The 25,210-nt window shown below is 63.8% G+C and carries 24 protein-coding genes; 19 read left to right on the top strand and 5 right to left on the bottom strand.

What is annotated here, in order from left to right:
• Window position 1: 1 nt before the first annotated feature.
• Genes ABIE62_RS11685 through ABIE62_RS11645 form a run of 9 tightly spaced genes read left to right on the top strand, consistent with a single transcriptional unit; the run spans window position 2 to window position 6,466 of the window.
• Complete coding sequence (locus ABIE62_RS11685; RefSeq protein ID WP_354326219.1) at window positions 2–964, top strand: flagellar motor switch protein FliM; 963 nt, start codon at window positions 2–4, stop codon at window positions 962–964.
• The gene (locus tag ABIE62_RS11680) at window positions 961–1,281 is read left to right on the top strand and encodes a FliM/FliN family flagellar motor switch protein (protein WP_354326218.1); all 321 of its coding nucleotides are present in this window, start codon (window positions 961–963) and stop codon (window positions 1,279–1,281) included. Before ABIE62_RS11685 ends, ABIE62_RS11680 begins: the two co-directional genes overlap by 4 nt.
• Before the next feature lie 13 nt (window positions 1,282–1,294).
• Window positions 1,295–1,594, top strand: coding sequence for a flagellar biosynthetic protein FliO (locus ABIE62_RS11675; protein ID WP_354326217.1), 300 nt, complete (start codon window positions 1,295–1,297; stop codon window positions 1,592–1,594).
• Between the two features lie 53 nt (window positions 1,595–1,647).
• A complete protein-coding gene (fliP, locus tag ABIE62_RS11670; protein WP_354326215.1) occupies window positions 1,648–2,397 on the top strand; it encodes a flagellar type III secretion system pore protein FliP in 750 nt (249 codons plus the stop codon).
• Complete coding sequence (locus tag ABIE62_RS11665) at window positions 2,397–2,669, top strand: flagellar biosynthetic protein FliQ (RefSeq protein WP_354326289.1); 273 nt, start codon at window positions 2,397–2,399, stop codon at window positions 2,667–2,669. Before fliP ends, ABIE62_RS11665 begins: the two co-directional genes overlap by 1 nt.
• Before the next feature lie 4 nt (window positions 2,670–2,673).
• Window positions 2,674–3,468: a flagellar biosynthetic protein FliR gene (locus ABIE62_RS11660; RefSeq protein WP_354326214.1), complete on the top strand. Its 795-nt coding sequence runs from the start codon at window positions 2,674–2,676 to the stop codon at window positions 3,466–3,468.
• A gap of 16 nt (window positions 3,469–3,484) precedes the next feature.
• A complete protein-coding gene (locus tag ABIE62_RS11655; RefSeq protein WP_354326212.1) occupies window positions 3,485–4,621 on the top strand; it encodes an EscU/YscU/HrcU family type III secretion system export apparatus switch protein in 1,137 nt (378 codons plus the stop codon).
• Window positions 4,622–4,651: 30 nt separating this feature from the next.
• Window positions 4,652–6,088, top strand: coding sequence for a flagellar filament capping protein FliD (gene fliD, locus ABIE62_RS11650; RefSeq protein ID WP_354326211.1), 1,437 nt, complete (start codon window positions 4,652–4,654; stop codon window positions 6,086–6,088).
• Window positions 6,089–6,100: 12 nt separating this feature from the next.
• Window positions 6,101–6,466 carry a hypothetical protein gene (locus tag ABIE62_RS11645; protein ID WP_354326210.1) on the top strand — a complete coding sequence of 122 codons (366 nt, stop codon included), beginning with the start codon at window positions 6,101–6,103 and terminating at the stop codon, window positions 6,464–6,466.
• A 55-nt stretch (window positions 6,467–6,521) separates the two neighbouring features.
• Here the strand turns inward: ABIE62_RS11645 and ABIE62_RS11640 are convergent, their stop codons facing one another.
• The 4 genes from ABIE62_RS11640 to ABIE62_RS11625 form a co-directional block, all read right to left on the bottom strand.
• Complete coding sequence (locus ABIE62_RS11640) at window positions 6,522–7,436, bottom strand: alpha/beta fold hydrolase (protein WP_354326208.1); 915 nt, start codon at window positions 7,434–7,436, stop codon at window positions 6,522–6,524.
• Window positions 7,433–8,938 (bottom strand): lipopolysaccharide biosynthesis protein, encoded by a 1,506-nt coding sequence (locus tag ABIE62_RS11635; protein ID WP_354326207.1) that lies wholly within the window; start codon window positions 8,936–8,938, stop codon window positions 7,433–7,435. The genes ABIE62_RS11640 and ABIE62_RS11635 overlap by 4 nt, the downstream gene beginning before the upstream one ends.
• Before the next feature lie 197 nt (window positions 8,939–9,135).
• Window positions 9,136–10,248, bottom strand: a complete 1,113-nt coding sequence (locus ABIE62_RS11630) for an S-(hydroxymethyl)glutathione dehydrogenase/class III alcohol dehydrogenase (protein WP_354326205.1) — start codon at window positions 10,246–10,248, stop codon at window positions 9,136–9,138.
• A gap of 55 nt (window positions 10,249–10,303) precedes the next feature.
• Entirely contained in the window at window positions 10,304–10,489 is a 186-nt protein-coding gene (locus ABIE62_RS11625) for a C1orf53 family protein (protein ID WP_354326203.1), read from the bottom strand.
• Between the two features lie 153 nt (window positions 10,490–10,642).
• Between ABIE62_RS11625 and ABIE62_RS11620 the strand changes: the two genes are divergently transcribed.
• Together ABIE62_RS11620 and ABIE62_RS11615 are read left to right on the top strand one after the other, a co-directional pair.
• Entirely contained in the window at window positions 10,643–13,081 is a 2,439-nt protein-coding gene (locus tag ABIE62_RS11620; RefSeq protein WP_354326288.1) for a M1 family metallopeptidase, read from the top strand.
• A complete protein-coding gene (locus ABIE62_RS11615; RefSeq protein WP_354326286.1) occupies window positions 13,081–13,572 on the top strand; it encodes a DUF6702 family protein in 492 nt (163 codons plus the stop codon). The genes ABIE62_RS11620 and ABIE62_RS11615 overlap by 1 nt, the downstream gene beginning before the upstream one ends.
• A 159-nt stretch (window positions 13,573–13,731) precedes the next feature.
• Here the strand turns inward: ABIE62_RS11615 and ABIE62_RS11610 are convergent, their stop codons facing one another.
• Window positions 13,732–13,968, bottom strand: coding sequence for a hypothetical protein (locus ABIE62_RS11610; RefSeq protein WP_354326202.1), 237 nt, complete (start codon window positions 13,966–13,968; stop codon window positions 13,732–13,734).
• Between the two features lie 18 nt (window positions 13,969–13,986).
• Between ABIE62_RS11610 and ABIE62_RS11605 the strand changes: the two genes are divergently transcribed.
• The 8 genes from ABIE62_RS11605 to ABIE62_RS11570 all read left to right on the top strand — a co-directional run bounded on the left by ABIE62_RS11605 (window position 13,987) and on the right by ABIE62_RS11570 (window position 25,136).
• Complete coding sequence (locus ABIE62_RS11605) at window positions 13,987–15,801, top strand: tetratricopeptide repeat protein (RefSeq protein WP_354326201.1); 1,815 nt, start codon at window positions 13,987–13,989, stop codon at window positions 15,799–15,801.
• A gap of 373 nt (window positions 15,802–16,174) precedes the next feature.
• Window positions 16,175–16,756, top strand: coding sequence for a VOC family protein (locus tag ABIE62_RS11600; protein WP_354326199.1), 582 nt, complete (start codon window positions 16,175–16,177; stop codon window positions 16,754–16,756).
• Complete coding sequence (locus tag ABIE62_RS11595; RefSeq protein WP_354326197.1) at window positions 16,753–17,544, top strand: SDR family NAD(P)-dependent oxidoreductase; 792 nt, start codon at window positions 16,753–16,755, stop codon at window positions 17,542–17,544. Before ABIE62_RS11600 ends, ABIE62_RS11595 begins: the two co-directional genes overlap by 4 nt.
• A 63-nt stretch (window positions 17,545–17,607) precedes the next feature.
• On the top strand, window positions 17,608–18,945 hold the full coding sequence (locus tag ABIE62_RS11590) for a DUF418 domain-containing protein (protein WP_354326195.1): 1,338 nt from the start codon (window positions 17,608–17,610) through the stop codon (window positions 18,943–18,945).
• Between the two features lie 102 nt (window positions 18,946–19,047).
• Window positions 19,048–19,404, top strand: coding sequence for a hypothetical protein (locus ABIE62_RS11585; protein WP_354326193.1), 357 nt, complete (start codon window positions 19,048–19,050; stop codon window positions 19,402–19,404).
• Between the two features lie 130 nt (window positions 19,405–19,534).
• A complete protein-coding gene (locus ABIE62_RS11580) occupies window positions 19,535–20,770 on the top strand; it encodes a TolC family protein (RefSeq protein ID WP_354326191.1) in 1,236 nt (411 codons plus the stop codon).
• Entirely contained in the window at window positions 20,767–22,011 is a 1,245-nt protein-coding gene (locus ABIE62_RS11575) for an efflux RND transporter periplasmic adaptor subunit (RefSeq protein WP_354326190.1), read from the top strand. The genes ABIE62_RS11580 and ABIE62_RS11575 overlap by 4 nt, the downstream gene beginning before the upstream one ends.
• Entirely contained in the window at window positions 22,008–25,136 is a 3,129-nt protein-coding gene (locus tag ABIE62_RS11570; RefSeq protein WP_354326188.1) for an efflux RND transporter permease subunit, read from the top strand. The genes ABIE62_RS11575 and ABIE62_RS11570 overlap by 4 nt, the downstream gene beginning before the upstream one ends.
• The last annotated feature ends 74 nt before the right edge of the window (window positions 25,137–25,210 follow it).

Below are 25,210 nucleotides of genomic sequence, written 5' to 3'. Positions count from 1 at the left end.
GATGGCCCACGATTTCGCCGCCGCGCGCGCTGCCGCGCAGCATTGCCCGGAACTCACCGGGCACGGCGAGGCGCGCGGCCCGCGCCCGGAAGAACGCGCCGGATTGCTGACGGCATGGCGCCGCGATCTGGCGCGTGCGCTGGCCGATGATCTGTCGCCGCTATTGTCGGATGACCGGCTGGACGTGACCATTGGTGAACCCGATCCGCTGACCGGCGCAGCCGCGCTGGAACGGATCGGCGCGCTTGCCGCCAACAGCCTGCTGCGAGTTGGGGGCGGGGGCGGGGCAGGTGGGGAAACCGCGCTGCTCAGTTTCGATTTTGCCACCGCGCTGGCGCTGACCGACCGTTCTTTCGGGGGTGAGGGCAGGACGGCGGACAATGCGCCCGAAACACTGCCGCGCTCCGCCGCGCTGATGGTGGAGGAAGCCGCGACGATAATCGCGCAGACGATGACGCGCGCGAGTTACGCCGATGCGCCGATCCCCGTCGGCACCGATGCGCGCGGCGAAGTGATGATCCGCAGCGAAAACGCGGCGCGGTTGAAACCCTTTGCCCCCGATGCGGCCTGCCTGATGTTCACGCTGGTGATCGCCAACCAGCAGGGCTGCACATGGCGCGCAAGCCTTGTGGTCACGGCTGAGCGGATGGACCGGCTGCTGCCCGGTGCAGCGCGCACCCCGCGCCCGCGCGCAGACCGCAGGCCCGCCACCGGCACCGCCGCGCCGTTCGCCAACGTGCCGCTGTCGCTGCACGCGGTGCTGGCCGAATTCGATCTTTCGCTCGCGCGGCTTCAGACGCTGAGCCCCGGCGATTCGATTCCGCTCACCATGGGCCGTCAGGTGCCGTTGATGGTGGGCGAACAGGTGCTGGCCTACGGCAGCATCGGCACCGCCGATGACCGCATGGCGATCCGCCTGACCCGCATTCCCGTTCCCGCTTTCGCAGAAGGTGCCGTTTCATGAGTGCTTTTCAACCCGCTGGCCAAAGCCAGTTTGCGCATCGTTTTGGCGATGTCGCCGTGCGCCTCTCGGTCGAGCTGGGCCGCACCGAATTGCCGCTGCGCGAAGTGTTGATGCTGGGCGAAGGCAGCACCGTGCCGCTTGACCGGCTGACCGACGAATTGCTTGATGTCACCGCCAATGGCCGCGTGATCGCGCGCGGCGAAGTGGTGGCGGACAAGGGCCGGTTCGCCCTGCGGATCGTGGCGCTGGTGGGTGAGGATGGGCAGGATATGGCGCCCGCACCATCCGCCGCCGATACCCCTGCAGACGCGCTCTGATCGGGGCGGGACGATGGCCGAATATATCCTGCGGCTCGCGCTGCTGCTGCCGCTGCTGGGCGGGCTGATCTGGGGGAGCCTGTGGCTGACCCGCTACCTGCAAACCCGGCTGGCGGGCACCCCCGGCGCAGGTGGACGTGGGGGCGGACGCGCAGGCGGGCGGCATCTGCAACTGGTTGAAACCAGCCTGATCGCGCCCGGCATGAAACTCGCCGTGGTGCGGTTCCATGATCGCGACATTCTGCTTGGCCTGTCACGCCAAGGCGTTGTGCGGCTGGGCGAAGCGCCCGCGACCTGCGCGGAGCCAGAGTAATGCGCGCCCCGACAATGCTACGCGCAGCGCTGGTGTGCCTGGCCGCGTTAACCATGTTTTTCGCGCCCCTTGCGGCATCGGCCGCAGCGCCCGCGCCCGCGCCTGATCTGGTGACGGCGGGCATCGGCAGCGCGATTGAGCGCGCGCTGGGCGATTCTGGTGCGGGTGAGGATACCCCGTTGAGCCTGTCGCTCCAACTGCTGGTGGTGATGAGCCTGCTCACCATCCTGCCCGCGCTGGTGCTGATGATGACCAGCTTCCTGCGCATTCTGGTGGTGCTGGCGATCTTGCGGCAGGCGCTGGGGTTGCAGGGATCGCCGCCGGGGCAGGTGCTGGCGGGCCTTGCGCTGTTCCTGTCGCTGTTCGTGATGGCACCGACGCTCGATCTGGTGAACGCCAATGCCATCGCCCCCTATGCGGCGGGCACGATCAGCGCCGATGTGGCGATTGCCCAAGGCGGCGAGGCGTTCCACGCCTTCATGCTCAACCAGACGCGCGAAACCAACCTGATAATGTTCACCGATATTGCGGGGGGAGGCACCTTTGCCAACGGCAAGGACGTGCCCTTCTCGATCCTGCTGCCCGCCTTCGTGACCAGCGAATTGGAAACCGCGTTCCAGATCGGGTTCATGATCTTCCTGCCGTTCCTCGTCATCGATCTGGTGGTGGCGAGCGTGTTGATGAGCCTCGGCATGATGATGCTGTCGCCCACCATCATCTCCTTGCCGTTCAAGCTGCTGTTGTTCGTGCTGGTCGATGGCTGGGCGCTGCTGATGGGCTCACTGGCAATGAGTTTCGGATGATGGGCGAAGATGCACAACTGCTCGCGCTGGCCGATCAGACCTTGTGGGTCACCGCGCTGATCGGCGGGCCGGCGCTGATCGCGGCGTTGGTGGTCGGGCTGGTGGTCGGGATCATTCAGGCGGCGACATCGGTCAATGAACAGACCCTCAGCTTCATTCCCAAACTGGCGGTGACGGCGCTGGTGTTCGTGGTGCTGGGCGCGGCGATGATGGGGCTGCTCGCCGATTTCATGCGCGAGATCATGGCGCAGGTCGCCGGGCTGTCGATGTGACGCCATGAACGTCCTCGATTTCGGGCTGGGCAGTCTTGAAGCGCAGTTGTGGCAGATCCTGTTCCTGTCGATCCGCTGCGGCGCGGCGCTGATGGCGGCGCCGATGGTGGGCGGCATGGCAGTGCCCGCACCGGTGCGCATCCTGCTGTCGATCGTGCTCGGTTTTTTCATCGCCACCTGGGTGCCGTTGCCCCCCGCGCCCGAATTGCTGAGCTTCGCCGCGGTGCTGGCGGTGCTGCACGAAGTGCTGGTGGGCACCGCGCTGGGGTTTGTGCTGCAACTCGCGTTCTCGATCCCGCTGATCGCGGCAGAGCAGATTTCGGGCACCATGGGACTCGCAATCGCCACTTCGATCGACCCATCAAGCGGCGCGCAATCGGGCGCGCTGGGGACATTTTTCGGACTGGTGTTAAGCCTGCTGTTCTACGCCATCGGCGCGCATCTGCTGTGGTTTGAATTGCTGATCGAAAGTTATCGCCTGCTGCCTGCGGGCGAGTTCGGGTTCGGCGCGTGGCAGGCGCAGAACGTCGCCGCCTTCATGGGTTATGGCTTTGCCACTGCGGCCGCGATTGCGCTGCCGGTGGTGCTGGTGTTGCTGCTGGTGCAGGTGCTGACCGGCCTGCTGGCGCGTTCGGCCCCGGCGTTGAACCTGTTTGCGCTCGGCCTGCCTGCGGGCGCGCTGGCGGGGATTGTCGCGCTGATCATTGCGATCCCGGTAATGGTGCAGCAATTCGAAGGCGTGATCGAGGCCGCGCTGGATTACAGCACCGGGCTGATCGCGCCGGAGACCCCGCAATGAACGGGGAAACGCGCTAATGGCTGAGGAAACTCCGGGCGAAAAGACGTTCGAGCCGACCCATAAACGCCGCGCGGATGCGGCCAAGAATGGCGACGCGCTGCGTTCGCGCGAAGTCGCCACCGTCGCGGCGGTGGGGACAGGCGGGCTGGCCTTGATGGGGCTGGGGCCGTGGCTGAATGACAGTATCGGGCAGGTGGCGCGGGCGGGTTTTACCTTTGATCGCGCGGCATTGGATGGCTTTGCTCCCGGCGCGGTGATGGGCGAAGCGGCGCTGGCGCTGCTGCCCCCGGTGATGGCGATCGGGCTGGTGGTGGCGATCATCACCATCGCTTCGCAATTGCTGCTGGGCGAAGGGCGTTTCAACCCCGGCAATGCCGCGTTCAAGGGATCGCGCATCAACCCGCTATCGGGGCTGAAACGGATTTTCGGTGTTCAGGGGCTGATCGAACTGGGCAAGGGCTTGCTCAAACTCGGATTGCTGGGCGGGATCGCGTGGTGGTGGGCGGCGGGCCGCCTGCCGGGTCTGCTGGCGCTCGGCCACAATCCGCTGGAAACCCAGATCAGCCTTTCGCTGGATGCGATCAGCAGCCTTGTGGGGGTGCTGCTGATTGGCCTGTTGATCATCGCCGGGATCGATTATCCGCTGCAAATCTTTCAACGAAACAAGCGGTTGAAGATGAGCCTGCAGGAAATAAAGGATGAAAACAAGCAAGCCGAAGGCTCACCCGAAATGAAATCAGCGCGGCGTCAGCGGCAACGCGATCTGTCGCGCGGCGGGGTGGCCAAGGCGATGAAGGAAGCGCAGTTCGTAATCGTCAACCCGCTGCATTTTGCCGTCGCGTTGACCTATGATCCCGCGCTGGCGTCCGCCCCGGTGGTGCTGGCCAAAGGGCGCGGCGAAACCGCGCTGGCGATGCGCGAAATCGCGGGCGAGGAAGGCCTGCCGCTGCTCGAATACCCGCAGCTGGCCCGCGCGGTCTATTTCACCACCCGTCCCAACCAGATGGTGCGCGAGGAATTATATGTCGCCATCGCCTCGCTGGTCGCCTTCGTGATGGCATTGAAACGCGGGCAGCACCCGCGCCGCCCGGTGATCGACGTGCCCGCCGAACTGCATTTTGATGGCGATGGGAAAGTCGCCCGAAAGGCTTAAACCGCCGCGCAATCACCCGTCCTCCTGCACATGGAAACCTCGGGCTCATCAATCATCGCGGCGCTTGGCGCGGGCAGCGGCATCGATTTCGGGTCGCTGGCCAATGATATTTCCGAAGCCAGCTTTGCCGTGCAACGCGGAACGTTGGAAGCCCGCAGGACCACCTTGGAAGCGCGGATTTCGGCGGCGGCGCAGCTGCGCAGTTCGGTCACCAGCCTTGCCAGCGCGCTGGGTGATCGCATCCGCAACGGCGATCTGGCCCCGCGCGGCACGCTTGGCAATCCGGCAGTGGCGCAGGTATCCGTGCCAACCGGATTAAGCCCGCGCGGCAATTTCTCGCTCGAAGTGACACAGCTTGCCCAGGCGCAAACGCTGGTGTCGAAAAGCTATGCCAGCCGCGATGCATTGGTGGGCGAAGGCACGTTGACCATCCGGTTCGGCACCGTTGCCGGGGCCGGGTTTACCGCTGATGCGGCGCGCGATGCGCTGGCCATTGATGTCACTGCCGACGATACCCTGAGCACCATCGCCAGCAAGATCAATCAGGCCGGCGGGGGTGCGATCAGCGCCTATGTCGCGCAAGGATCAGGCGGCGCGCAGTTGGTGTTGAAAGGCGCAGAAGGCGCGGCCAGCGGCTTTATGCTCGAAACGGCAAGCGCCAACCCCCTGCCGCTGGGCGGGGCGGGCGATCTGTCGTTTCTGGCGTGGCAACCGGCCAGCGATGCGGGCGAGCTGCGCACCACCGCGCGCGATGCGGTGTTCCTGCTCGATACGGTCGAAATCACCAGCCCCACCAACCGCGTCACCGGGCTGCCCGGCGGGTTCACCCTCAATCTTTCCGCCACCAATATCGGCGCGCCGACCAGCCTCAGCTTTGCCAGCAACACTGCTGCGATATCGGGCGTGATGAATGATTTCGTCGCGGCGCTTAATGATATCGTCGCGCAGGTCAATGAACTGGCCGCGCCGGTTGGCGGCCAGCTGGGCAATGATCCGGGCGCGCGCGAATTGCGCCGCGATCTGGCGCAGCTGGCGAGCCAGGTGGTGATGCCGGGTGCTGCCGCAGGCGCGCCGCGCACGCTTGGTGATCTGGGCCTTGCGCTCAATCGCGATGGCACCTTCCGGCTCGATAATGCGCGCCTGAATCAGGCGCTTGAAACCAATGCCGAAGCGGTCGCGGCGATGTTCACGGTGGGGCCGTCGGGCGTGTTCGCGACGATGGACCGGTTCGCGCGTGACAACAGCCTGATCAGCGATCCCGGTTCGCTGGGCGGGTCGCTGCGGCGGTTTGAAACCCAGCTGGCCAGTTCGGATGCGCGGCTGGAAGCGATTGCAAAGCAGCAGGAAGCCCTGCGCGAACGGCTGACCCTGCAGTTCGTCGCCTCCGAACGCCGCGTCGCGGCCTCGCAATCGACGCTGTCCTTCCTGCGTGCGCAGTTTGCCCCGCGCACGGCGGATGGGTTTTAAGGGAAAACGGCCATGCAGATGCTCACCCGCAACCCCGCTGCCGCCTATCGCCGGGTCGAACTTGACGCCCGGATCGAGGCATCGGGCAGTGGCAATCTCACCCGCATCTGTCTGGAGGAAGCGATTGCCGCGCTAGGCCAGGCCTTGGCCGCGCTAGACCGGGCCTCGGGTGCCCCTCGCCCGGCATTGGCGCGGGCGCAAAGCATCACCTTGTGGCTGGCGCAATCACTCGCGCCGGACCATCCGCTCTATGCCAGCCTGCTGCAATTCTATGGCGGGTTGGCAAGCGAGATCGGGGCCAATCTCCTACATCCTGATCGCGGTGTGATTGAACGAATAATGCACGATATCAGAGATGTGCTTGCCGCTGCGGGATGATTGCGGACAATGTTTCACGTGAAACATTGGCGGAACATCAGCAAAACCGGCGCGTCTATCCGATCCATTCCGCGATGATCCGCGCCGCATCCGCCGGGTCTTCGAGCGGGTGGAAATGGGTGCGGTCGGGTCGATGGAGATCGGTGCCCTGCGGCAAGATTTTGGCAAGATCAGGCCAGGTCGGAGAGCTTGTGAAATCACCCATGCCGGTCTGCTTGGCGCGCACCACCAGCACCGGAATATCGACCGTGCGCGCCGCATCCAGAATCGCACCATTGCTGCGGCTGGAGGCATAGACGCTGGCCTCCACCTCAGGCGCGCAGGCGAGTTCATACCCCTCGCCCGATGGGGCCGGGACAAGGCCGTGGCGGCAGTAATCGGCGAAAACGCGGCGGTCGAACAGGCGATAGGGATCGCGGGCCGCAAACCGTTCGATCATCGCTTCGGGTGAGGCAAAATCGCGCTTGCGGCGGATTGTGGGGTGGGGATTGTCTTCGGAAAACAACGGCTCCGGCGTAGCGTAGAATGCGGGCGCGAAGATCACCGGATCGAACAATACCAGCCGGGTGAACACGCCGGGATGGTCGGCGGCTGCCTGCAGCAGGGCGTGCGCCCCCATCGAATGGCCGATGCCAATCGCGCCAGTGATCCCCGCCGCGCCAAGAAACCCGGCAATATCACTCGCCGCCAATCGCCAATCGCTGATCGGCCCGCCGCCGGATTGCCCATGCCCGCGCAGATCAACCGAATAGACGGGATGCGCGGGGAATTGTTCGATAATCGCATCAAACACCCGCCCGTGAAACCCGGTGGCATGGGCAAAGATCAACGGTGGCTGATCGCTGTCCGGTGCGGCCCAATGGTGCACGGCCAGCGTGATATTATTGACGGCATAGGTCTGGGTGATCGGGGCAATGCGGTGCGGTATCATGCCGCTGCCAAACCGGATCGCGCCGGTGGTGTCAATCACGCGGTTTTGGCAGAGGCAAGCTCAACATCACCGCGATGGCGAACGAAATGCAGCGCCTCAGCCAGCCGCGACGGCGCGATCAGGTGCAGACCCGCGCCATAGAGCACCACGCCCAGCGGCACCGCCAGCATCAACGCCAATAGCGGCATCAGATCAGGCGGCAGCAGCGTCATCAGCCCCGCCACACCCGCCGCCATCGCCAGCGCGGCGGCCAGCGGCGGCGCGATTGCGCGCATCAATCCGTCAATCCGCAGGCCAAGCAACCCGCCCGAAAACCGCACCGTTGCCGCCGTCAGCACGCCCATGCCGCCAACCCAGCCCCAGGCAAATCCGTTCACACCCCATTGCGACCCGATCAGAAAAGCGCAGGGCATCACCACGCTCCCCAGCATCGCGATTTTGAGCGCCATGCCCGGCACGCCGCGCGCATTGGTGGCGGGGGCAAACAGGATCTGCAGGGTCATCATCGCCATCGCCGCCGAAAGGACTGGCAGCAGCGGGACGATCTCGACCCACTGATCACCCAGCAGCACCGGCACCAGCACCGGCGCGACCACCGCCATTCCGGCATAGGCGGGCAGCGCCACCAGCATCACCAGCCGGATCGTGGCGAGCAGCGCCGCTGCGCCTGCGTCATTCTGACCATCGGCCTGCTGGCGCGAATAGGCGGCATAGGCGACTTCGTTGATCGGCGGCACGAACTTGGACGCAAGCAATTGCGCCAGAAACAGCCCGGTGGTGTAAACCCCCAGCATATGCGGATCGAGCACCCGGCCCGCGATCATCACATCGGCCTGACTTTGCACGAACCAGAACAACTGGGTCACGGTCATCACCCCGCCAAAGCCCGCGATATGGCCTACGCCGGAAAAGCGGAAAATCGGGCGGATCGGCGATTTTGCAGCCCAGGTCATACCGATCGCTTCGGTCACAATCATCACCAGCGGGGCGGCGACCAGCGTCCATACCCCCCACCCGCTCAGCGCCCCGGTCAGCGCGGTGGCCGCTCCGGTAAGCGCCGCGGCAAGGCGCACCTGCGCCGGACGGCGGAAATCCATCCGGCGGCTGAGGATCGCGTGCGGCAGCGCGCAAAACGGCACCGCCAGATACAGCAGCGATAACACCCGCAGCAGATCGGCAACCTCGGGCTGGCCAAACCACAGCGCCACCAGCGGCGCAGCGAGAAACTGCGTCAGCGCCAGCCCGCCATTGAGCAGGATCAGCATCCCCAGCGTCTGGCGCAGGCGTTCCTCGCTCACCTCCGCCTCGCGGATCAGCGCGCTGGCAAGGCCCCAGCCGTTCATGGTGCTGAGCAGCATCAGCATCACCTGCGCCATCGCGAACAGCCCGTAATCATGCGGAGCGAGCAGGCGGATCACGATCAACGTCGAACACCACGACACGATCTGAGTGAATATCTGGCTTCCCGAGCGCCAGATCACCGCCGTGCGCACTTGCGCGGCGAGCGATGGGCGAGAGGAGAGGGGGGCGATGTCAGCCATGCGCCAAGCGCCGCGCGGGCGCGCCGATTTCCAGCGGGAAACCCGCTATTGCCGCGACCGTCAACGGGTCGGCTGCAATCGTGCTTTCGAACATCATACACCTGCTACGCCAAAAGGCGGCTGCGGCGTTAAGCCTTAGCGCAGCGGTGTAACCACGCGGTTAACCAACCGCCGTGGGCGGATTTAAGGCGCTAACCTTAGAACACAACCACAGAGCGGATCGACTTGCCTTCGTGCATCAGTTCAAACGCGGTGTTAATGTCCTCCAGCCCCATCACGTGGGTGATCATCGGGTCGATCTGGATCTTGCCGGTCATATACATATCGACGATCTTGGGCACATCGGTGCGGCCCTTGGCCCCGCCAAACGCGGTGCCGCGCCAGTTGCGCCCGGTGACAAGCTGAAACGGGCGGGTGGCGATTTCCTTGCCCGCTTCGGCCACCCCGATGATGATGCTGGTGCCCCAGCCGCGGTGGCAGGCCTCCAGCGCGGTGCGCATCACTTCGGTATTGCCGGTCGCATCAAAGGTGTAATCCGCGCCGCCATCGGTCATTTCGACGATCTTGGCGACGGTTTCCTCGCGGCTCAGCCCCTTGGTGTTGAGGAAGTCGGTCATGCCGAATTTCCGGCCCCATTCTTCACGCGCAGGGTTGATATCCACCCCGATGATCTTGCCCGCGCCCGCCAGCCGCGCGCCTTGCAGCACGTTGAGGCCGATCCCGCCCAGTCCGAACACCGCGACATTGTCGCCGACCTGCACTTTGGCAGTGTTGGTGACTGCGCCGACCCCGGTTGTGACCCCGCATCCGATATAGCAGGCGGATTGGAACGGCGCGTCCTCGCGGATTTTGGCGACCGCGATTTCGGGCAGCACGGTGAAATTGCTGAAGGTGGAACAGCCCATGTAGTGATAGATCGGTTGACCTTTATAGCTGAACCGGGTGGTACCATCGGGCATCAGCCCCTTGCCCTGCGTGGCGCGGATCGCGGTGCACAGGTTGGTCTTGCCGCTGAGGCAGCTTTTGCACTGGCGGCATTCGGGCGTGTAGAGCGGGATCACGTGATCGCCGGGCTTTACACTGGAGACACCCGCGCCGACCTCGCGCACGATGCCTGCGCCTTCGTGGCCGAGCACGCTGGGGAAGATGCCCTCGGAATCCAGTCCGTCGAGCGTATAGGCGTCGGTATGGCAAATGCCGGTCGCCATGATTTCAACTAGCACTTCGCCGGGCTTCGGGCCTTCGAGGTCAAGCTCGACGATTTCGAGCGGTTGTTTCGCGGCGAAGGCAACGGCGGCGCGGGTTTTCATGGGTTTGGTCTCCTTTGCGGGCACCTATTCCCATGCTGCGCCCGCTTGGCAAGTCTCACCTGCTAGTAGGAACGGCTTCGTGATCGAAGGGGCAATGACGACACGCCGAACCGCAGCACTTGCCGCGCGTGAGATGGGCCACCCGCGTAAACACGGTGTAGCCGGTTTCAGGATCGCGATAGGTCGTCTCCCCGCGCGCGCAGGCGGCTTCGTGCAGGGCGTGCCACGGGGGTTCGGTCATGCCGCGCGGCGATAGGGGCAAAATGCTTTTGATGCCATAAGCGAAACAAAATTGCCGTGATGGGCAGGATACCGGCTTGCGCGCGTTACGCTTTTGCGCTCTGTGTTTCGGTCATTGAACCATCGCATCCTTCGGAGAACGCCCTTGCGTTTCGTGCTGTTTGTCGCCGCCCTGCTGTTTGCCATGCCTGCCCTCGCACCCCTTTCGGCTCAGGGGATCGAGCAGACCAAGGGTGATTACGAGGACAAGTTCCGCCAGCTTGATGAAGTGCTGCCCACCCCCAACACCTACCGCAATGCCAGCGGCGCGCCGGGGCATGAATATTGGCAGCAAAAGGTCGATTACCGCATCACTGCCGAATTGGACGAGCCGCGCCGCAGGATCACCGCGCGCGCCACCATCCGCTACACCAACAATTCGCCCGACAGCCTGCCGTGGCTGTGGATGCAACTGGATCAGAACATCTTCCGCAAGGATTCGATGGCCGAACTGACCGATGCCTTCGGTGGCCCCGGTCGGCGCGGGCCGAAGGTGACGCTGGGTTCCGGCGACACGCCGACCAAGCTTTCGATGGACGAATTGCGCCGCCAGCAGGCGATGGCCGACAATTCCTATGGCTATGATATCAGCGCGGTACGGGACATGGCGGGTGCGGATTTGCCGCACACCATTGTCGGCACACTGATGCGGGTTGATTTGCCGCAGCCGCTGGCACCGGGGGCCAGTACCGAATTCGCGATCGAATGGGCGTTCAACATCGTCGAGGAAGATGCGGTGGTTGCGCGGTCAGGCTATGAACATTTCCCCGATGATCCGCGCAAGGGCGGCAACGACATCTTCCTGATCGCGCAATGGTTCCCGCGCATGGTCGCCTATTCGGATTACGAAGGCTGGCACAACAAGGAGTTTCTGGGCCGCGGCGAATTCACGCTGGAATTCGGCGATTACGAAGTCGCCATGACCGTACCGGACGATCACATCGTGGCATCGACCGGCGTGTTGCAAAACCCCGACGCGGTGCTTACCGCCGCGCAGCGGCAACGGCTGGAAGCGGCGAAGAACGCCGATGCGCCGATGTTCATTGTCACCCCGCAGGAAGCCGCCGCTGCCGAAGCTGGCGGCCCGCGCGGCACCAAGACCTGGCAGTTTTCCGCCACCAACGTGCGCGATTTCGCCTGGGCCTCCAGCCGCAAGTTCATGTGGGACGCGCAAGGGGTGAAACAGCCCGGCGCCGAAAACGAAACCGTGATGGCGATGAGCTTCTGGCCCAAGGAAGGCGGCGATCTGTGGCGTAAATATTCGACCGCCGCGGTGGCGCACACGCTGAAAGTCTATTCGAGCTTTAGCTTTGATTACCCCTATCCCACCGCGCAGTCGATCAACGGGCCGGTCGGCGGGATGGAATATCCGATGATTACCTTCAACGGCCCGCGCACCACCCTGAACAAGGATGGCAGCCGCACCTATTCCGAGGCAGAAAAGGTGTTTCTGGTGGGCGTGGTGATCCACGAAATCGGGCACATCTACTTCCCGATGACGGTCAATTCGGATGAACGCCAATGGACGTGGATGGATGAAGGGATGAATTCCTTCCTCGATTCGGTCGCGGGGTATGAATGGGATCCCGATATGCCGTGGACCCGCAGCCTGCCACGCGACATGGTCAGCTATATGGTGTCAAGCGAACAGCAGCCGATCATGACGCAATCGGATTCGGTCACCAATCTCGGTGCCAATGCCTATGGCAAGCCCTCCGCCGCCTATCACCTGCTGCGCGATACCATCATCGGGCGCGAACGGTTCGATTTTGCGCTGAAAGAATATGCTCGCCGCTGGAAGTTCAAGCGGCCCACCCCGGCGGATTTCTTCCGCACGATCGAGGAAGCATCGGGCACCGATCTCGACTGGTTCTGGCGCGGGTGGTTCTACACCACCGATCACGTCGATATTGCGCTCGATTCGATCTACCGGCTGAAAGTCGATACCAAGAACCCCGATGTCGATCTGCCGCGCCGCCGCAAGGAACGCGACGAGGAGCCTGATCCGGTCGGCGTCGGGCTGAATAAACAGCAGCGCCTGCCGATCTGGGTGCTCGAAAACCCCGGCGTGACCGATTTCTACGACGATAATGATCAGTTCACCGTCACCCCCAAGGATCGCAAAAGCTACACCGATTTCCTCGAAGGACTGGACCGCTGGGAACGCACCGCGTTTGATCGCGCGGTGAAGGAAGACGCGAATTATTACGTCCTCAACTTCAGCAACAAGGGCGGTCTGGTGATGCCGATCATCCTTGGTTTGACCTTCAACAACGGCAAGACCGAGAAGATGATGATCCCGGCGGAAATCTGGCGGCGCAACGCGCGCGAAGTCGCCAAGTTGCTGGTGTTCCCCAAGGGCAAGGAATTGGTGCAGGTGGTGGTCGATCCAGACTGGGAAACCGCCGATGCCGATATCGAAAACAACCACTATCCGCGCCGGATCATCCCGAGCCGGATCGAAGCCTTCAAGGATGAAGCCAGCAAGGCCCGCGTCAGCCGCGACCTTATGGGCGAAGCCGCAGGGGCCGAGAAAGTGAAAGACCGCAAGTGATGCTGCGCCGCGCGTTCCTGCTGATCGCGCTGCTGCTTGCCGTCCCGGCTTGGGCGCATCAGCAGAAAATCGCGATCAGCACGATATCGGTCAACCCGCGCACGGATCAGCTCGAACTGGTGCATCAGGTGCCGGTTCACGACGCCGAACACGCGCTCAGGGTGCAGGGGATAAAGGTGCCCGATATCATCGGCAGCGCCGATAGCCGCGAAGCCTTTGCCCACTATGTCGCGCGGCGGTTTCTGCTGGAGATCGATGGTGAGCCGATCGCGCCCAGCTATGTCGGGAGCGAGATCAGCGGCGGCAGCCTGTTTGTCTATCAGGAAGCGCGCGCGCCGCCGCCGGACGCGCAAATCCGGGTGAATTCGCAGATCCTCACCGATGTCTGGGCGCGGCAGGAAAACCGGGTCAATATCGGCAGCGGAACAAAGGTGATCACCTTCATCTTCACCGCCGGGGACACCGCGCAGAGCGCGCTCTTGTCCCGGTAATGGCGTGCCCACCGGGTGCAGCGGCGGCGGCGTGACGCATTCACCCTTGAAACTGATCGCAACTTCCTCGGTTCCTTCGCCGACATAATTCGTTGCAAAACCACGGTCACGCTCTAGGAATCGGCGCGGGGGGCTGGACTGGTGCATGACTCGACCGAATTAGCCGCATCCGGAATTGCGGTTCTGGGGAGAATGTTTGGCGAATTCCGGCTCGAGACGGCGGGCGGTGCCCCGTTGTTGCTCAGCAATCGCCGAGGCATGCTGCTGGTTGCTTTGCTGTGCCTTCAGCCGGATCGCCGCCTTGATCGAGAGACGCTGTGCCAGATTTTGTGGCCTGACCGGTTTCAAACCCAAGCCAAGGCCAGCCTCAGGCAATGCCTGCTGGATCTCCGCCATCAGTTCGAGAACGATGGCTTGGGCAATCTCCTGATTGTCACGCGCTCGGCGGTCGCGCTCGATCGCAATCTTCTGCTGTCCGATCTGTCCATGCTGGAAGACGCGTTGGAACAGGGCGATGCCGATCAGGCCGCGACCATCCTCGAAGGCATCGTCAATCTGCCAATCCTGCAGGGCATGACATTCAACCGTGCTTTCGATGGCTGGCTTGCGCTCAAACGGCAGGAGGTCGATGCGAGGCTGCGTCAGGCGATTGCGCGGCTGGTCACAGAATTGCGGGCAGCGGGTGAGCCTGAACTGAGCGCACGACTGAGCGCTGCCTCGCAGGCCCGCTATCCGGCCGCACGCAGCGCCGCCGAAATCGCGCTTGCGGTTTTGCCCTTGGGTCAGATCGATCATGTCGGCGGCGACTTCTTTCTGGCGGAGGGCATCACCGATGAATTGAGTGCGCGGCTGGGCAAGGTGGAAGGCATCGCGCTGGCCGGACGCACATCGATCCTTGCGGTCGCGGAACGGGGGCAGACGCTGACCGAAATGGCCGCCAGCCTCAGGGTGACGCATCTGGTTGAAGGCGAAGTCACGCGCACGCATGATAGCATCACAGCCCGTATCGCCCTGATCGAAGGCGCAACTGGCACCGAAATCTGGGCAGACCGGATCACCGGTTCGATCGACGATTTTTTCGATTCGCGCAAAGTCATCGGCAATAATGTGATTGCGGCAATCTGCCGGGTGCTTGGCCTGTCGCTATCACCGGCGCCAATGCGGCGGATGACCACCAACCGCGCGGCCTATGCCCTGTATCTGCAAGGCCTTTCGCTGTTGCGGCGATCAATCTCCGATGGCGCTGCGGCCAAATCGGTCGAATTGCTGGAGGAGGCGCTGACGCTCGATCCCGAATTTGCCGAATGCTGGACCGCGCTGGCCGATGCCCATGTCCACAATGCGGTCTATACGCCGTGTCTCGACCGGGTCGAACGGTCGCGCAAGGCGGCGGACTGCGCTCGGCGGGCGGTCGCGCTCGATCCGGGTCAGGGGCATGGGCTGACGATTCAGGGGATTCATGAATGGACTCGCCAGAACCCGGCGGGCGCGCTTGACCTCGCGTTCGAGGCCTATGCCCGCGAGCCGCGCAATGCCGATGTCGCGCTGCGGCTGGGGTCATTCCTGCTCTATATCGGTCGAACCCGCGCCGCGCTGCCATTCATCGAGGCGGGGGTTGAACAGGACCCGGTCTATGGGCGAAATTACGTAATTCTTGCCACCGCATATTTCAACCTGGGCGAGATGGACGCGGCGCTGGCGGCAGGGCAGCGGATGGTCGATCTGGGGATGCCCGGAATGTGGCTGGCCGCGATCCAGGCGGCGAGCGGCGCACATGAGCAAGCAACCGCGACCTATTATGCCTCGCGCATGCTGATGAATACGGTGATCCTGCCCCCGGCCGGCACCGAGCCGATGAACGATACGGTGCGCGATGCCTATTGGGGGATTGGCGCAAGGGGGTGTTGCAGCGGCGATGACAGCGCACGCATGGCCTATTGCGCCATGCTCGATGGGTTGCACCAGACCATGCCCGATCCGCATGACCCGACGATCGCCTTCCCCGCGATCTGGATGGGCCATGCTGATCTGGTGATGAAAATCTATCGTGAACGCATCCATCCGGCCAATATGTTCGGCCTGATGAGCCTGTGGGCCGATGTCGAGCCGATCCGTCGGATCCGGCTGCATCCGGGCTTTATGGACTTTGCCGAAAACATCGGCCTGGTCGAGGCGTGGAACCGCCACGGCTGGCCTGATCTGATGCCGGAAGGGCCGCACGGGGCCTGAACGGCTACGAATTGACGCTTTTTTGACGATCCGCCGGGTTGACCGCACCCCGCTGCGACAGGCATTTTGGCATCTGTCATATCGCACTGGAATCCAGCTGTTTTGAACACCATCCCGACCATCGGGATCGGCGCAGGATGCGTTTTGCCTGTGTTGTTCTTAACCGGAATGGTCGCCAGCAGATGACGCGAATTGAGCAGGCAGAGGCCAGCCGCAACCGGGCCGAGTATCGCCCAGTCGGTGGTGCGATACTGCTGCAAGAATACAGGCCGCGCTGACGGGGGGAAGCGCGGCTTGAGCTCCGGTGGGTGGGGATGCGACCACTCCGCCCACCGGACTTCGTCCAGATATGTTCCCCCAAGGGAATACTATCATGGCGATGCCATCACCCAAACTTGCCCATGTTGTCTATCGCACGCACCAGCTTGAGGCGATGCTGCGCTGGTATCGGGCCGTGTTCGGGGCGGAGATCGTCTATCGCAACCCCGCGCTCGCCTTCCTTACTTTTGATGATGAACATCACCGGCTGGCCTTTGCCGATCTTGGGGTGATTGCCCCTGATGGCGGCGATGCTGCGCAGGCCCCGGTCGGGGTGGATCATGTCGCCTACGAAGTGCCCTCGCTAACGGTATTGCTGGAAACCTGGGAAGACCTGAAAGCCAAGGGGATCGAGCCCTATTGGTGCGTCAATCACGGGATGAGCGCTTCGCTCTACTACGCCGATCCCGATGGCAACCAGATGGAGTTCAGCGTCGATTGCTTCGCCAGCAAGGGCGAATGCCGCGATTATTTCCAAGGCGACAGGATCGGCGCCAACCCGGTCGGAACCGAATATGATCCGGCCGATTGGCTCGCCCGCTTGCGCAGCGGGGCGAGCGAGGCGGAATTGCTGGCGATCGACCTTGCCGCGCCGGTTTCTCCCATCCGCGGGCGGCTTGAGGCGCTGTCTGCGTGACACACGGCCGCCCTTCGCGTTGCAATTTTGACCTGTCGGGCAAAGTCGCGCTCGTCACAGGCGGCAACCGGGGGATCGGGCGCGCGATAGCCATTGGTCTTGCCCAGGCAGGCGCAGCCGTCGCGATCCTGGCACGCAACGCCGATCGCAATGCCGAGGTTGAGGCCGAACTGGAACGGATCGGCCGCCGCACCCACGCCGATATTCTCGATGTGACCGACCGCACCGCGCTCGCTCCCGCGATTGCGAGCGTGGAGCGCGCGCTCGGCCCGATCGATATCCTCGTCAACAATGCCGGCAATACTGATGTCAGCGGCGGTGTCCTGCACCAATCGGAACAAGGCTGGGACAACGCCATCGCCACCCATCTGACGGCAACTTTCCTGCTGTCAAAGGCCGTGGCGGCATCGATGCAGCAGCGCGGGCACGGCAAGATCATCAACCTTGCCAGCATGTATTCGATCTTCGGCGCGGCAGCCGTGCCGTCCTACGCCGCCGCCAAAGGCGCGGTTGTGCAACTGACCAAATCCATGGCGATCGAACTCGCGCCGCACGGTATCCAGGTCAACGCCATCGCGCCGGGCTGGATCGCGACCGAAATGACGCAGATCGCGCGCGCCGATCCCGATTGGAGCGATTTCAACGCAATGCTTATCGCGCGGACTCCGGCGGGGCGGTGGGGCGAACCGCAAGAATGTGCGGGCGCGGCGGTGTTTCTGGCCAGTCCGGCCGCCAATTTCGTCACCGGCATCACCTTGCCGGTCGATGGCGGATATTCGGTGTTCTGATGGGGTGCGCCGCGCATCGAACCAGTATCAACCGACAAGTTTGGACAAGTAGGGGGTAATTCCATGACGAGTGCAGCCATTCGATCGCCCATGATCGGCTCCGCCGAAGCGACACCCGACACGCCGCGAACGGGGCCAGCGACCGACCGGATCGTTGCGCTCGACTTCGTCAGGGGAGCAGCGCTTTTCGGCATTCTGCTGATGAACATTACCGGCTTCGGCCTGCCCCACGCCTATGGCAATCCCACGAATGCCGGCGGTGCCGAGGGGCTCAACCTGCTGTCCTGGGTGATCATCCAGATCGGTTTCGAAGGAACCCAAAGAGGGTTGTTCTCGATGCTGTTCGGAGCAGGCATCATCCTGTTCACGTCCCGGCTGGAGGCGAAGGGCCGCACTGACGTCGCCGATATCTATGCGCGCCGCAACCTGTGGTTGATCGCGTTCGGCATGATCAATGGCTTCTTCCTGCTATGGAGCGGCGACATCCTGTATTTCTACGGGCTGACCGCGCTGCTGGTCTTTCCGTTCCGCAAATTAAGCGCGAAGTGGCTGATTATCATCGGTGTCGCGGGCCTGATGGCGAACGCGCTCTGGAACGCCAAGGACACTTCGGACTTGATGCGCAATCATGCCGCCTATGAGGCATCGCAAACCGAAGGGGCAAAGCTGACTGCCGATCAGAAAGCATGGGCCGGTGAATGGGCGTCAGCGCTGGAAGAATACAGCCCGTCACCCGAAGCCCAACAGGATTATGTCGAAAAAAGAACCGCCAGTTACTGGAGCGCCTTTGCGCAGGTCGCGCAAGAGACGGCCCATGCAGAGAGCTGGTATTTTTACCGCTGGTTCTTCGATGTTTTCAGCATGATGCTGATCGGTATGGCGCTGTATAAAATGGGCGTTCTCACGCTAGCGCGTTCGCTCCGTTTCTACCTTGCGTTGATCGTGTGCGGTTATGGCGTCGGGCTGACTGTCAACCTGTTCGAAACACGCTGGGTAATCGATAACGGGTTCAGTCTCCTCGCCATGAGCCAGTCCCAGATCACCTATGACCTTGGGCGGATAGCGACCACTGCGGGGCACCTCGGCCTGCTTTTGCTGATCGTGCGATCGGGTGTGTTTCCCCTGTTTCAGCACGCGCTGGCCTGCGTCGGGCGGATGGCGTTCACCAATTATCTCACCCATTCGCTGGTCTGCGCGATCCTGTTCGTGGGTCTGGGCCTGTTCGGACAGCTTGAGCGGCACCAGCTCTATTATGTCGTGTTCGCGATCTGGGCGGCGCAGCTGATCATCAGCCCGTTGTGGCTTCGTCATTTTCAGATGGGCCCGCTCGAATGGCTCTGGCGCGGTCTGACCTATGCCGAGTTTCCGAAGTTTCGGCGCGAAGCAGTGGTCGCCGGATGAACGCGTTCTAATCTGGGGCTCTGGGGCTCTGATCCTTTGATGCGCTGGCGCCGGACTGGCCGCTTGTTGCAATCGGCCGAGCGTTCACCTATCCTTGCGGGTATGGCCCGGTTGAAAGCTTTTGTGTTGATATGCTGCATTGTCAGCCTGTTTGTGCAGAGCACTGCCTATGCTGCTGCCCCTTCGCAAAGCGCGATGGGCGCAGGTTCTGCTTGTGCCGAGATGATGGCCCACGCAGCCAGCCCGTCTGATACACCAAATTGCTGTGCAGATATGGCCTTGGGCTGCCTTGGCATGATGGGCTGTGTCGCCCCCTTGGCAATGACCGGGCCGGATCAGACCGCACCCACTCATGCGCTGATCAACCCCGCGATCTATACGGCGCAGCTTGCCAGCAGGCTTTACGGTAAGCTGATCCCGCCGGAACTCACGCCTCCCCAAACCAGCTTCACCATGTAGCTTGTGTCAGCGGGGCGATTGCCCCTTGCCTGACACTATTGCGCAAGGTGCGCGCCTGATTGACCCATTGCAGGCTGTCAGGCGCCGTAATCGCAGCCCCCCCCTGTTGGGGCCAACGCGAGGCGAAGAGATGAACTGGAAAATTTGCTGGTTGCCGCTGTCCGCATTGGCGGCGGCGTCTGCCGTCCACGCGCAGCCGATCGGCTATGCCGAGGCGCTGCGGCGAGCACAGTTGGAGCAACCCCTGCTAGAGGCCCGCGCATTGCAAGCGCAGGCCGCGCGTGAAGCCGTGGGGCCAGCCGATGAGCTGCCCGATCCGGTGCTGCGCGGGGGGATTACCAATCTGCCAGTAACCGGCCCGGTCGCCTTCAACCCGGATCGTCAGCTTCCAACCCAGATTCAGTTAGGAATCGAACAGGCGATCCCCAACTTGGCCAAGCGCAATGCGCGGGAAGGGCTGGCGCTATCGGACACGCAGGTGTCGCAGGCCCGGCTGATAATGGCGCGCCGCGATGTGGCTGCGGCCACCGGTCAGGCATGGATCAGGCTCTATTTCGCGCAGCAGCGGTTGGCGTTAGCCCAGTCAGCGCAAGATGATCTGCGCGCGCTTGTGCCGGTGGCGCGCAGCGCGGTCGCGGCAGGATCGGCGCGGCCCGCCGAAAGCCTCGAAATTCGCCGAGCGCTGCTCGATCTTGATGACGCGCACACCCGGATCGAGGCTGACTTGGCCAGCACGCGGGCGCGGTTGGTGCGGTTCCTGCCCGGCTCTGATCCGGTGGCGTCGGGCGCGGCCCCGCCCGCCGATGCCGATGCCGCAAGGCTGCGCGCTAATCTTGCCAGCATTCCCGAAGTTCAGATGACCGATGCGGTGGCTGCGCGGGCCGATGCCGCAAGCGATCTGGCGCGGGCAGACCTGCGGCCCGATTTCGGCGTCAGCGCCACGTTCGGGCGGCGCGATCCCGATTTCGGCAACGCCGTTTCGGTATTGGGTTCAGTTACTCTGCCGCTGTTCACCGATAAGCGGCAAAGGCCGCGCATCGCCGCAGCCGAAGCGCAGGCGATGGCCGCCGCTGCCGAGCGGCAGGACACGCTGCGCGCGATCACCGCGCAATTCGAATCCGATCTGGCCGCATGGCACAGCGCGATGCGCCAATGGCAGCGCGCACGCGATGAATTGCTTCCCCTGGCGCGCGACCGGGCTGATCTGGAAACCGCGAGCTTTGCCGCAGGCCGCGCCGATCTGATCGACGTGATCGCCGCCCGCACCGCGCTGGCGCTGCTCGAACTCGACATCCTCGAACGCGAGGCGGCTGCGGTTGAGGCCGCCGCCGTTCTGCGCCTGACCTATGGAGAGCACATGCTATGAGCAGTGGTTGGAACAATCTGTCGGCTCGCCAACGGATGCTTGCTGGCGGCGTCATGCTGGCACTGATCAGCGGCGCGGCGGGATATGGCCTGTCGATGCTTGGCGGCGGTGCCGATACCGCAGGTGGCGGCACGCAGGCGGAATGCGAGGTGCTCTATTGGTATGACCCGATGGTGCCCGGCCAGCAGTTCGACAAGCCCGGCAAATCACCGTTCATGGATATGCAACTGGTGCCCAAATGCGCGGGCGAAGATACCGCGCAGGCTGGGGTCAGCATCGATCCGGCGCTGGTGCAAAACCTCGGCATCCGCACGGCTGAGGCCGCGATGGGCGCGCTCGATACCGAAACCACCGTCACCGGCAGCATCGCCTATAATGCGCGCGAGGTTTCGATTGTGCAGCCGCGTTCGGGCGGGTTTGTCCAGCGCACCTATGGCCATGCGCCCGATGATGTGGTGGCGGCAGGCACCCCGCTGGTCGATCTGCTGATCCCCGAATGGGGCGGGGCGCAGGCTGAATATCTCGCCGTCGCCGCCACCGGCGATGGTGCGCTGACCCGCGCCGCGCGGGATCGGTTGCGCCTGCTGGGAATGCCCGACAGCACGATTGCCGCGGTTGCCCGCAGCGGAAAGCCGCAATCGGTCATCACCATCACAGCGCCCAGTTCCGGTGCGATCACCACGCTGGCGGTGCGACGCGGGATGAGCGTGGTGAGCGGGCAGACCTTGGCCGAAATCACCGCGCTCAACCCCGTATGGCTGGAGGCCGCCGTGCCTGAAAGTCAGGCGGGCGACATCAGCATCGGCCAGACCGTGCGGGCCGCGCTGACGGCCTATCCCGGCGAGCTGTTCTCTGGCAGGATCACCGCGATCCTGCCGAGCGCGCAGGCGGACAGCCGGACGCTGACCGTGCGCGCCGAATTGCCCAATCCCGGCCTGCGGCTGCGACCGGGGATGTTCGCGCAAGTCACGCTGTCACCCGAACCACGCGCAGCGCTGCTGATCCCGGCGGAAGCGGTGATCCGCACCGGGCGGCGCAATCTGGTGATGCTGGCGCAGGGCAAAGGCGGGTTCCTGCCCGCCGAAATACGCATCGGGCGCGAGGCCAATGGCCAGGTCGAAGTGCTCGCCGGGCTGGCGGCAGGCGAACAGGTGGTGGTGTCGGGCCAGTTCCTGCTCGATTCCGAAGCCAGCCTTTCGGGCATAAAGGTGCGGCCCATCGCTGAAGGGGCAAACAAGTGATCGCGCGGATCATCGACGGCGCGATTGCGGGCCGGGTGTTCATCGTGCTCGCTGCGATCGCGCTGACGCTGGCCGGACTGTGGGCGGTGCGCACCACGCCGGTCGATGCGTTGCCCGATCTGTCCGATGTGCAGGTGGTCGTGCGGACCAATTTCGCCGGGCAAGCCCCGCAGATCGTCGAAGACCAGGTCACCTACCCGCTGTCGACCACCCTGCTTTCGGTTCCGGGCGTGGAAACCGTGCGCGGCTATTCGATGTTTGGTGACAGCTTCGTCTATGTCATCTTTGAAGACGGGACTGACCTTTACTGGGCGCGCAGCCGGGTGCTGGAATATCTCAGCCAGGCGCAGGGCGATCTGCCCGCCGGGGTGTCGCCGCAGCTTGGCCCCGATGCCACCGGGGTGGGCTGGATTTACGAATATGCGCTGGTCGACCGCAGCGGCGGGCACGATCTGGCGGGGTTGCGCAGCATTCAGGACTGGTTCCTGCGTTATGAACTGCAAACCATCCCCGGCGTGGCCGAAGTCGCCAGCGTGGGCGGGATGGTCAGGCAATATCAGATCGTGCTCGATCCCTATCGCATGGCCTCGCTCGGCGTCACCCATGCCGAAGTCGTCAGCGCGGTGCAGGCCGCCAATCAGGAAACTGGCGGTTCGGTGGTGGAACTGGGCGAGGCCGAATATATGGTTCGCGCCTCGGGCTATCTCGCCAATCTCGACGATTTCCGCCAGATCGCGCTGCGCACCGCGCCGGGCGGCGTGCCGGTGACGCTGGGCGATGTGGCGCATATCCAACTGGGGCCGGAGCTGCGGCGCGGGATTGCCGAATTGAACGGCGAAGGCGAGGTGGCCGGCGGCATTATTGTGCTGCGTCAGGGTGCCGATGTCCGCACCGCGATTACCGCAGTCGAGGCGCGGCTCGATCAATTGCGTGCCAGCCTGCCGGACGGCGTCGAGGTGGTCACCACCTATGATCGCTCGCACCTGATCGATGCCTCGGTCCGCAATCTGACGCACAAACTGATCGCCGAATTCATCATCGTCGGCATTATCTGCGCGCTGTTCCTGTGGCACGCGCGGTCGGCGCTGGTGGTGATCCTGACCTTGCCATTGGGCGTGCTGGCCGCGTTTCTGATCATGCGCTTTCAAGGGGTAAGCGCGAATATCATGTCGCTGGGCGGCATCGCGATTGCGATTGGCGCAATGGTGGATGCCGCCATCGTGATGATCGAAAATGTGCACAAGCATATCGAACACCGGATGGACGAACGCCCCGATACCGCCATTTCGGGCGAGGAGCGGTGGCGGATCGTCGCCGCAGCATCGCGCGAAGTTGGCCCGGCGCTGTTCTTCAGCCTGCTGATCATTACCCTGTCGTTCATTCCGGTATTCACCCTTCAGGCGCAGGAAGGGCGGCTGTTCGCGCCGCTGGCCTTTACCAAAACCTATGCGATGGCGGCTGCCGCGATCCTTTCGATCACGCTGGTGCCGGTGCTGATCGGCTGGCTGGTGCGCGGCAAGATCCCGCGCGAGGACAGCAACATCCTCAACCGCACGCTGACCCGTGCCTATCGCCCCGGCCTCGATTGGGTGATGCGGCGGCCCAAAGCGGCGCTGGTGATCGCCGCGGTGGTGTTTGCGACCACCTTGATCCCCGTCGCGCGGCTGGGAGGCGAATTTCTGCCGCCGATGGACGAAGGCGATCTGCTCTATATGCCGACCGCCTTGCCCGGCCTGTCACCTGCGCAAGCCTCGGCCTTGCTTCAACGCACCGACCGGATGATCAAATCCGTGCCCGAAGTCGCCACCGTGTTCGGCAAGGCGGGCCGCGCCGATACCGCCACCGATCCTGCCCCGCTGACGATGTTTGAAACCACCATCCGGTTCAAGCCGCGCGATCAATGGCGCGCCGGGATGACCCCCGAAAAACTGCTGGAGGAACTCGACCGCGCTGTGCAGGTGCCGGGCCTCGCCAATGTCTGGGTACCGCCGATCCGCAACCGCATCGACATGCTGGCAACCGGGATCAAAAGCCCGATCGGCATCAAGCTGTCGGGTGAGGATCTGGCGCAGCTGGAGCGAACCGCGGTGCAGGTGGAACGCGCGGCAAGGCAGGTGCCGGGGGTCAGTTCGGCGCTGGCAGAACGGCTGACGGGCGGGCGCTATATCGATGTCACCATCGACCGGGTGGCAGCGGCGCGTTACGGCCTCAACATCGCCGATGTGCAGCAGATCGTGGCGGGCGCCATCGGCGGGGCGAATATCGGCCGCACGGTGGAAGGCGTGGCGCGCTATCCGATCAATGTCCGCTACCCGCGCGAAATCCGCGATAGCGTGGACGAATTGCGCAACTTGCCGCTGCTGACGCCTGCGGGCGGGCAGATCACGCTGGGCACTCTCGCCCGCATTGCGGTGAGCGATGGGCCGCCGATGCTGAAAAGCGAACAGGGGCGGCCGACCAGCTATGTCTATGTCGATGCGCGCGGGCGCGATCTGGTGGCGGTGGTGGGTGATATCCAGCAAGCGGTGGCGCGCGATGTCACCCTGCCGCCGGGGGTCAGCCTGTCCTATGCCGGGCAGTTCCAATATATGGAACGCGCCTATCAGCGGCTGCAAATCGTGGTTCCGGCGACGCTGGGAATCATTTTCCTGCTGCTCTACCTGATCTTCCGGCGGCTGGATGAAGCGCTGTTGATCATGGCCACGCTGCCGTTTGCGCTGACCGGCGGGTTCTGGCTGCTTTATCTGCTCGGCTATAACCAGTCGGTGGCGACCGCCGTGGGGTTCATCGCGCTGGCCGGGGTTTCGGCAGAGTTTGGCGTGGTGATGATGATCTATCTCAAATCCGCGCTAGCCCGGCACGGGGACGATCCGGATGCCGAAGCGGTGTCGGCGGCGATCCGCGAAGGGGCGCTGCTGCGGGTGAGGCCCAAGGCGATGACGGTGGCGACCATTCTGGCGGGGCTGCTGCCGGTGCTGATCGGCACAGGCGCGGGTTCCGAAGTGATGAGCCGCATCGCCGCGCCGATGATCGGCGGAATGATCACCGCGCCGCTATTATCAATGTTCGTGCTGCCCGCCGCCTATCTGCTGATGCGGCGGCGCGGGCCAAGGCGACGGGTTTGAAGCCTACGTGGCGCAGATGCTGATGCCCGAACTGCGACCCGGTGCGGTGGTCAATATAGGCAACGCCCGCTGAA

This window comes from Porphyrobacter sp. MBR-155 (assembly GCF_040547625.1).
GTDB lineage: Bacteria > Pseudomonadota > Alphaproteobacteria > Sphingomonadales > Sphingomonadaceae > Erythrobacter.
The sequence above is the reverse complement of the archived record's forward strand: the minus strand, read 5'-3'. Positions and strand labels throughout refer to the sequence as shown.

Coding starts and splice junctions, on each gene's coding strand:
- ABIE62_RS11610 (WP_354326202.1), bottom strand. CDS start 13,968: ATGGCGGAGATCCAGCAGGCATTGCCTGAGGCTGGCCTTGGCTTGGGT.
- ABIE62_RS11590 (WP_354326195.1), top strand. CDS start 17,608: ATGACGAGTGCAGCCATTCGATCGCCCATGATCGGCTCCGCCGAAGCG.
- ABIE62_RS11600 (WP_354326199.1), top strand. CDS start 16,175: ATGGCGATGCCATCACCCAAACTTGCCCATGTTGTCTATCGCACGCAC.
- ABIE62_RS11615 (WP_354326286.1), top strand. CDS start 13,081: ATGCTGCGCCGCGCGTTCCTGCTGATCGCGCTGCTGCTTGCCGTCCCG.
- ABIE62_RS11675 (WP_354326217.1), top strand. CDS start 1,295: ATGGCCGAATATATCCTGCGGCTCGCGCTGCTGCTGCCGCTGCTGGGC.
- ABIE62_RS11655 (WP_354326212.1), top strand. CDS start 3,485: ATGGCTGAGGAAACTCCGGGCGAAAAGACGTTCGAGCCGACCCATAAA.
- ABIE62_RS11625 (WP_354326203.1), bottom strand. CDS start 10,489: ATGACCGAACCCCCGTGGCACGCCCTGCACGAAGCCGCCTGCGCGCGC.
- ABIE62_RS11635 (WP_354326207.1), bottom strand. CDS start 8,938: ATGGCTGACATCGCCCCCCTCTCCTCTCGCCCATCGCTCGCCGCGCAA.
- ABIE62_RS11680 (WP_354326218.1), top strand. CDS start 961: ATGAGTGCTTTTCAACCCGCTGGCCAAAGCCAGTTTGCGCATCGTTTT.
- ABIE62_RS11660 (WP_354326214.1), top strand. CDS start 2,674: ATGAACGTCCTCGATTTCGGGCTGGGCAGTCTTGAAGCGCAGTTGTGG.
- ABIE62_RS11585 (WP_354326193.1), top strand. CDS start 19,048: ATGGCCCGGTTGAAAGCTTTTGTGTTGATATGCTGCATTGTCAGCCTG.
- ABIE62_RS11630 (WP_354326205.1), bottom strand. CDS start 10,248: ATGAAAACCCGCGCCGCCGTTGCCTTCGCCGCGAAACAACCGCTCGAA.
- ABIE62_RS11575 (WP_354326190.1), top strand. CDS start 20,767: ATGAGCAGTGGTTGGAACAATCTGTCGGCTCGCCAACGGATGCTTGCT.
- fliD (WP_354326211.1), top strand. CDS start 4,652: ATGGAAACCTCGGGCTCATCAATCATCGCGGCGCTTGGCGCGGGCAGC.
- ABIE62_RS11580 (WP_354326191.1), top strand. CDS start 19,535: ATGAACTGGAAAATTTGCTGGTTGCCGCTGTCCGCATTGGCGGCGGCG.
- ABIE62_RS11645 (WP_354326210.1), top strand. CDS start 6,101: ATGCAGATGCTCACCCGCAACCCCGCTGCCGCCTATCGCCGGGTCGAA.
- ABIE62_RS11685 (WP_354326219.1), top strand. CDS start 2: ATGGCCCACGATTTCGCCGCCGCGCGCGCTGCCGCGCAGCATTGCCCG.
- ABIE62_RS11665 (WP_354326289.1), top strand. CDS start 2,397: ATGGGCGAAGATGCACAACTGCTCGCGCTGGCCGATCAGACCTTGTGG.
- fliP (WP_354326215.1), top strand. CDS start 1,648: ATGTTTTTCGCGCCCCTTGCGGCATCGGCCGCAGCGCCCGCGCCCGCG.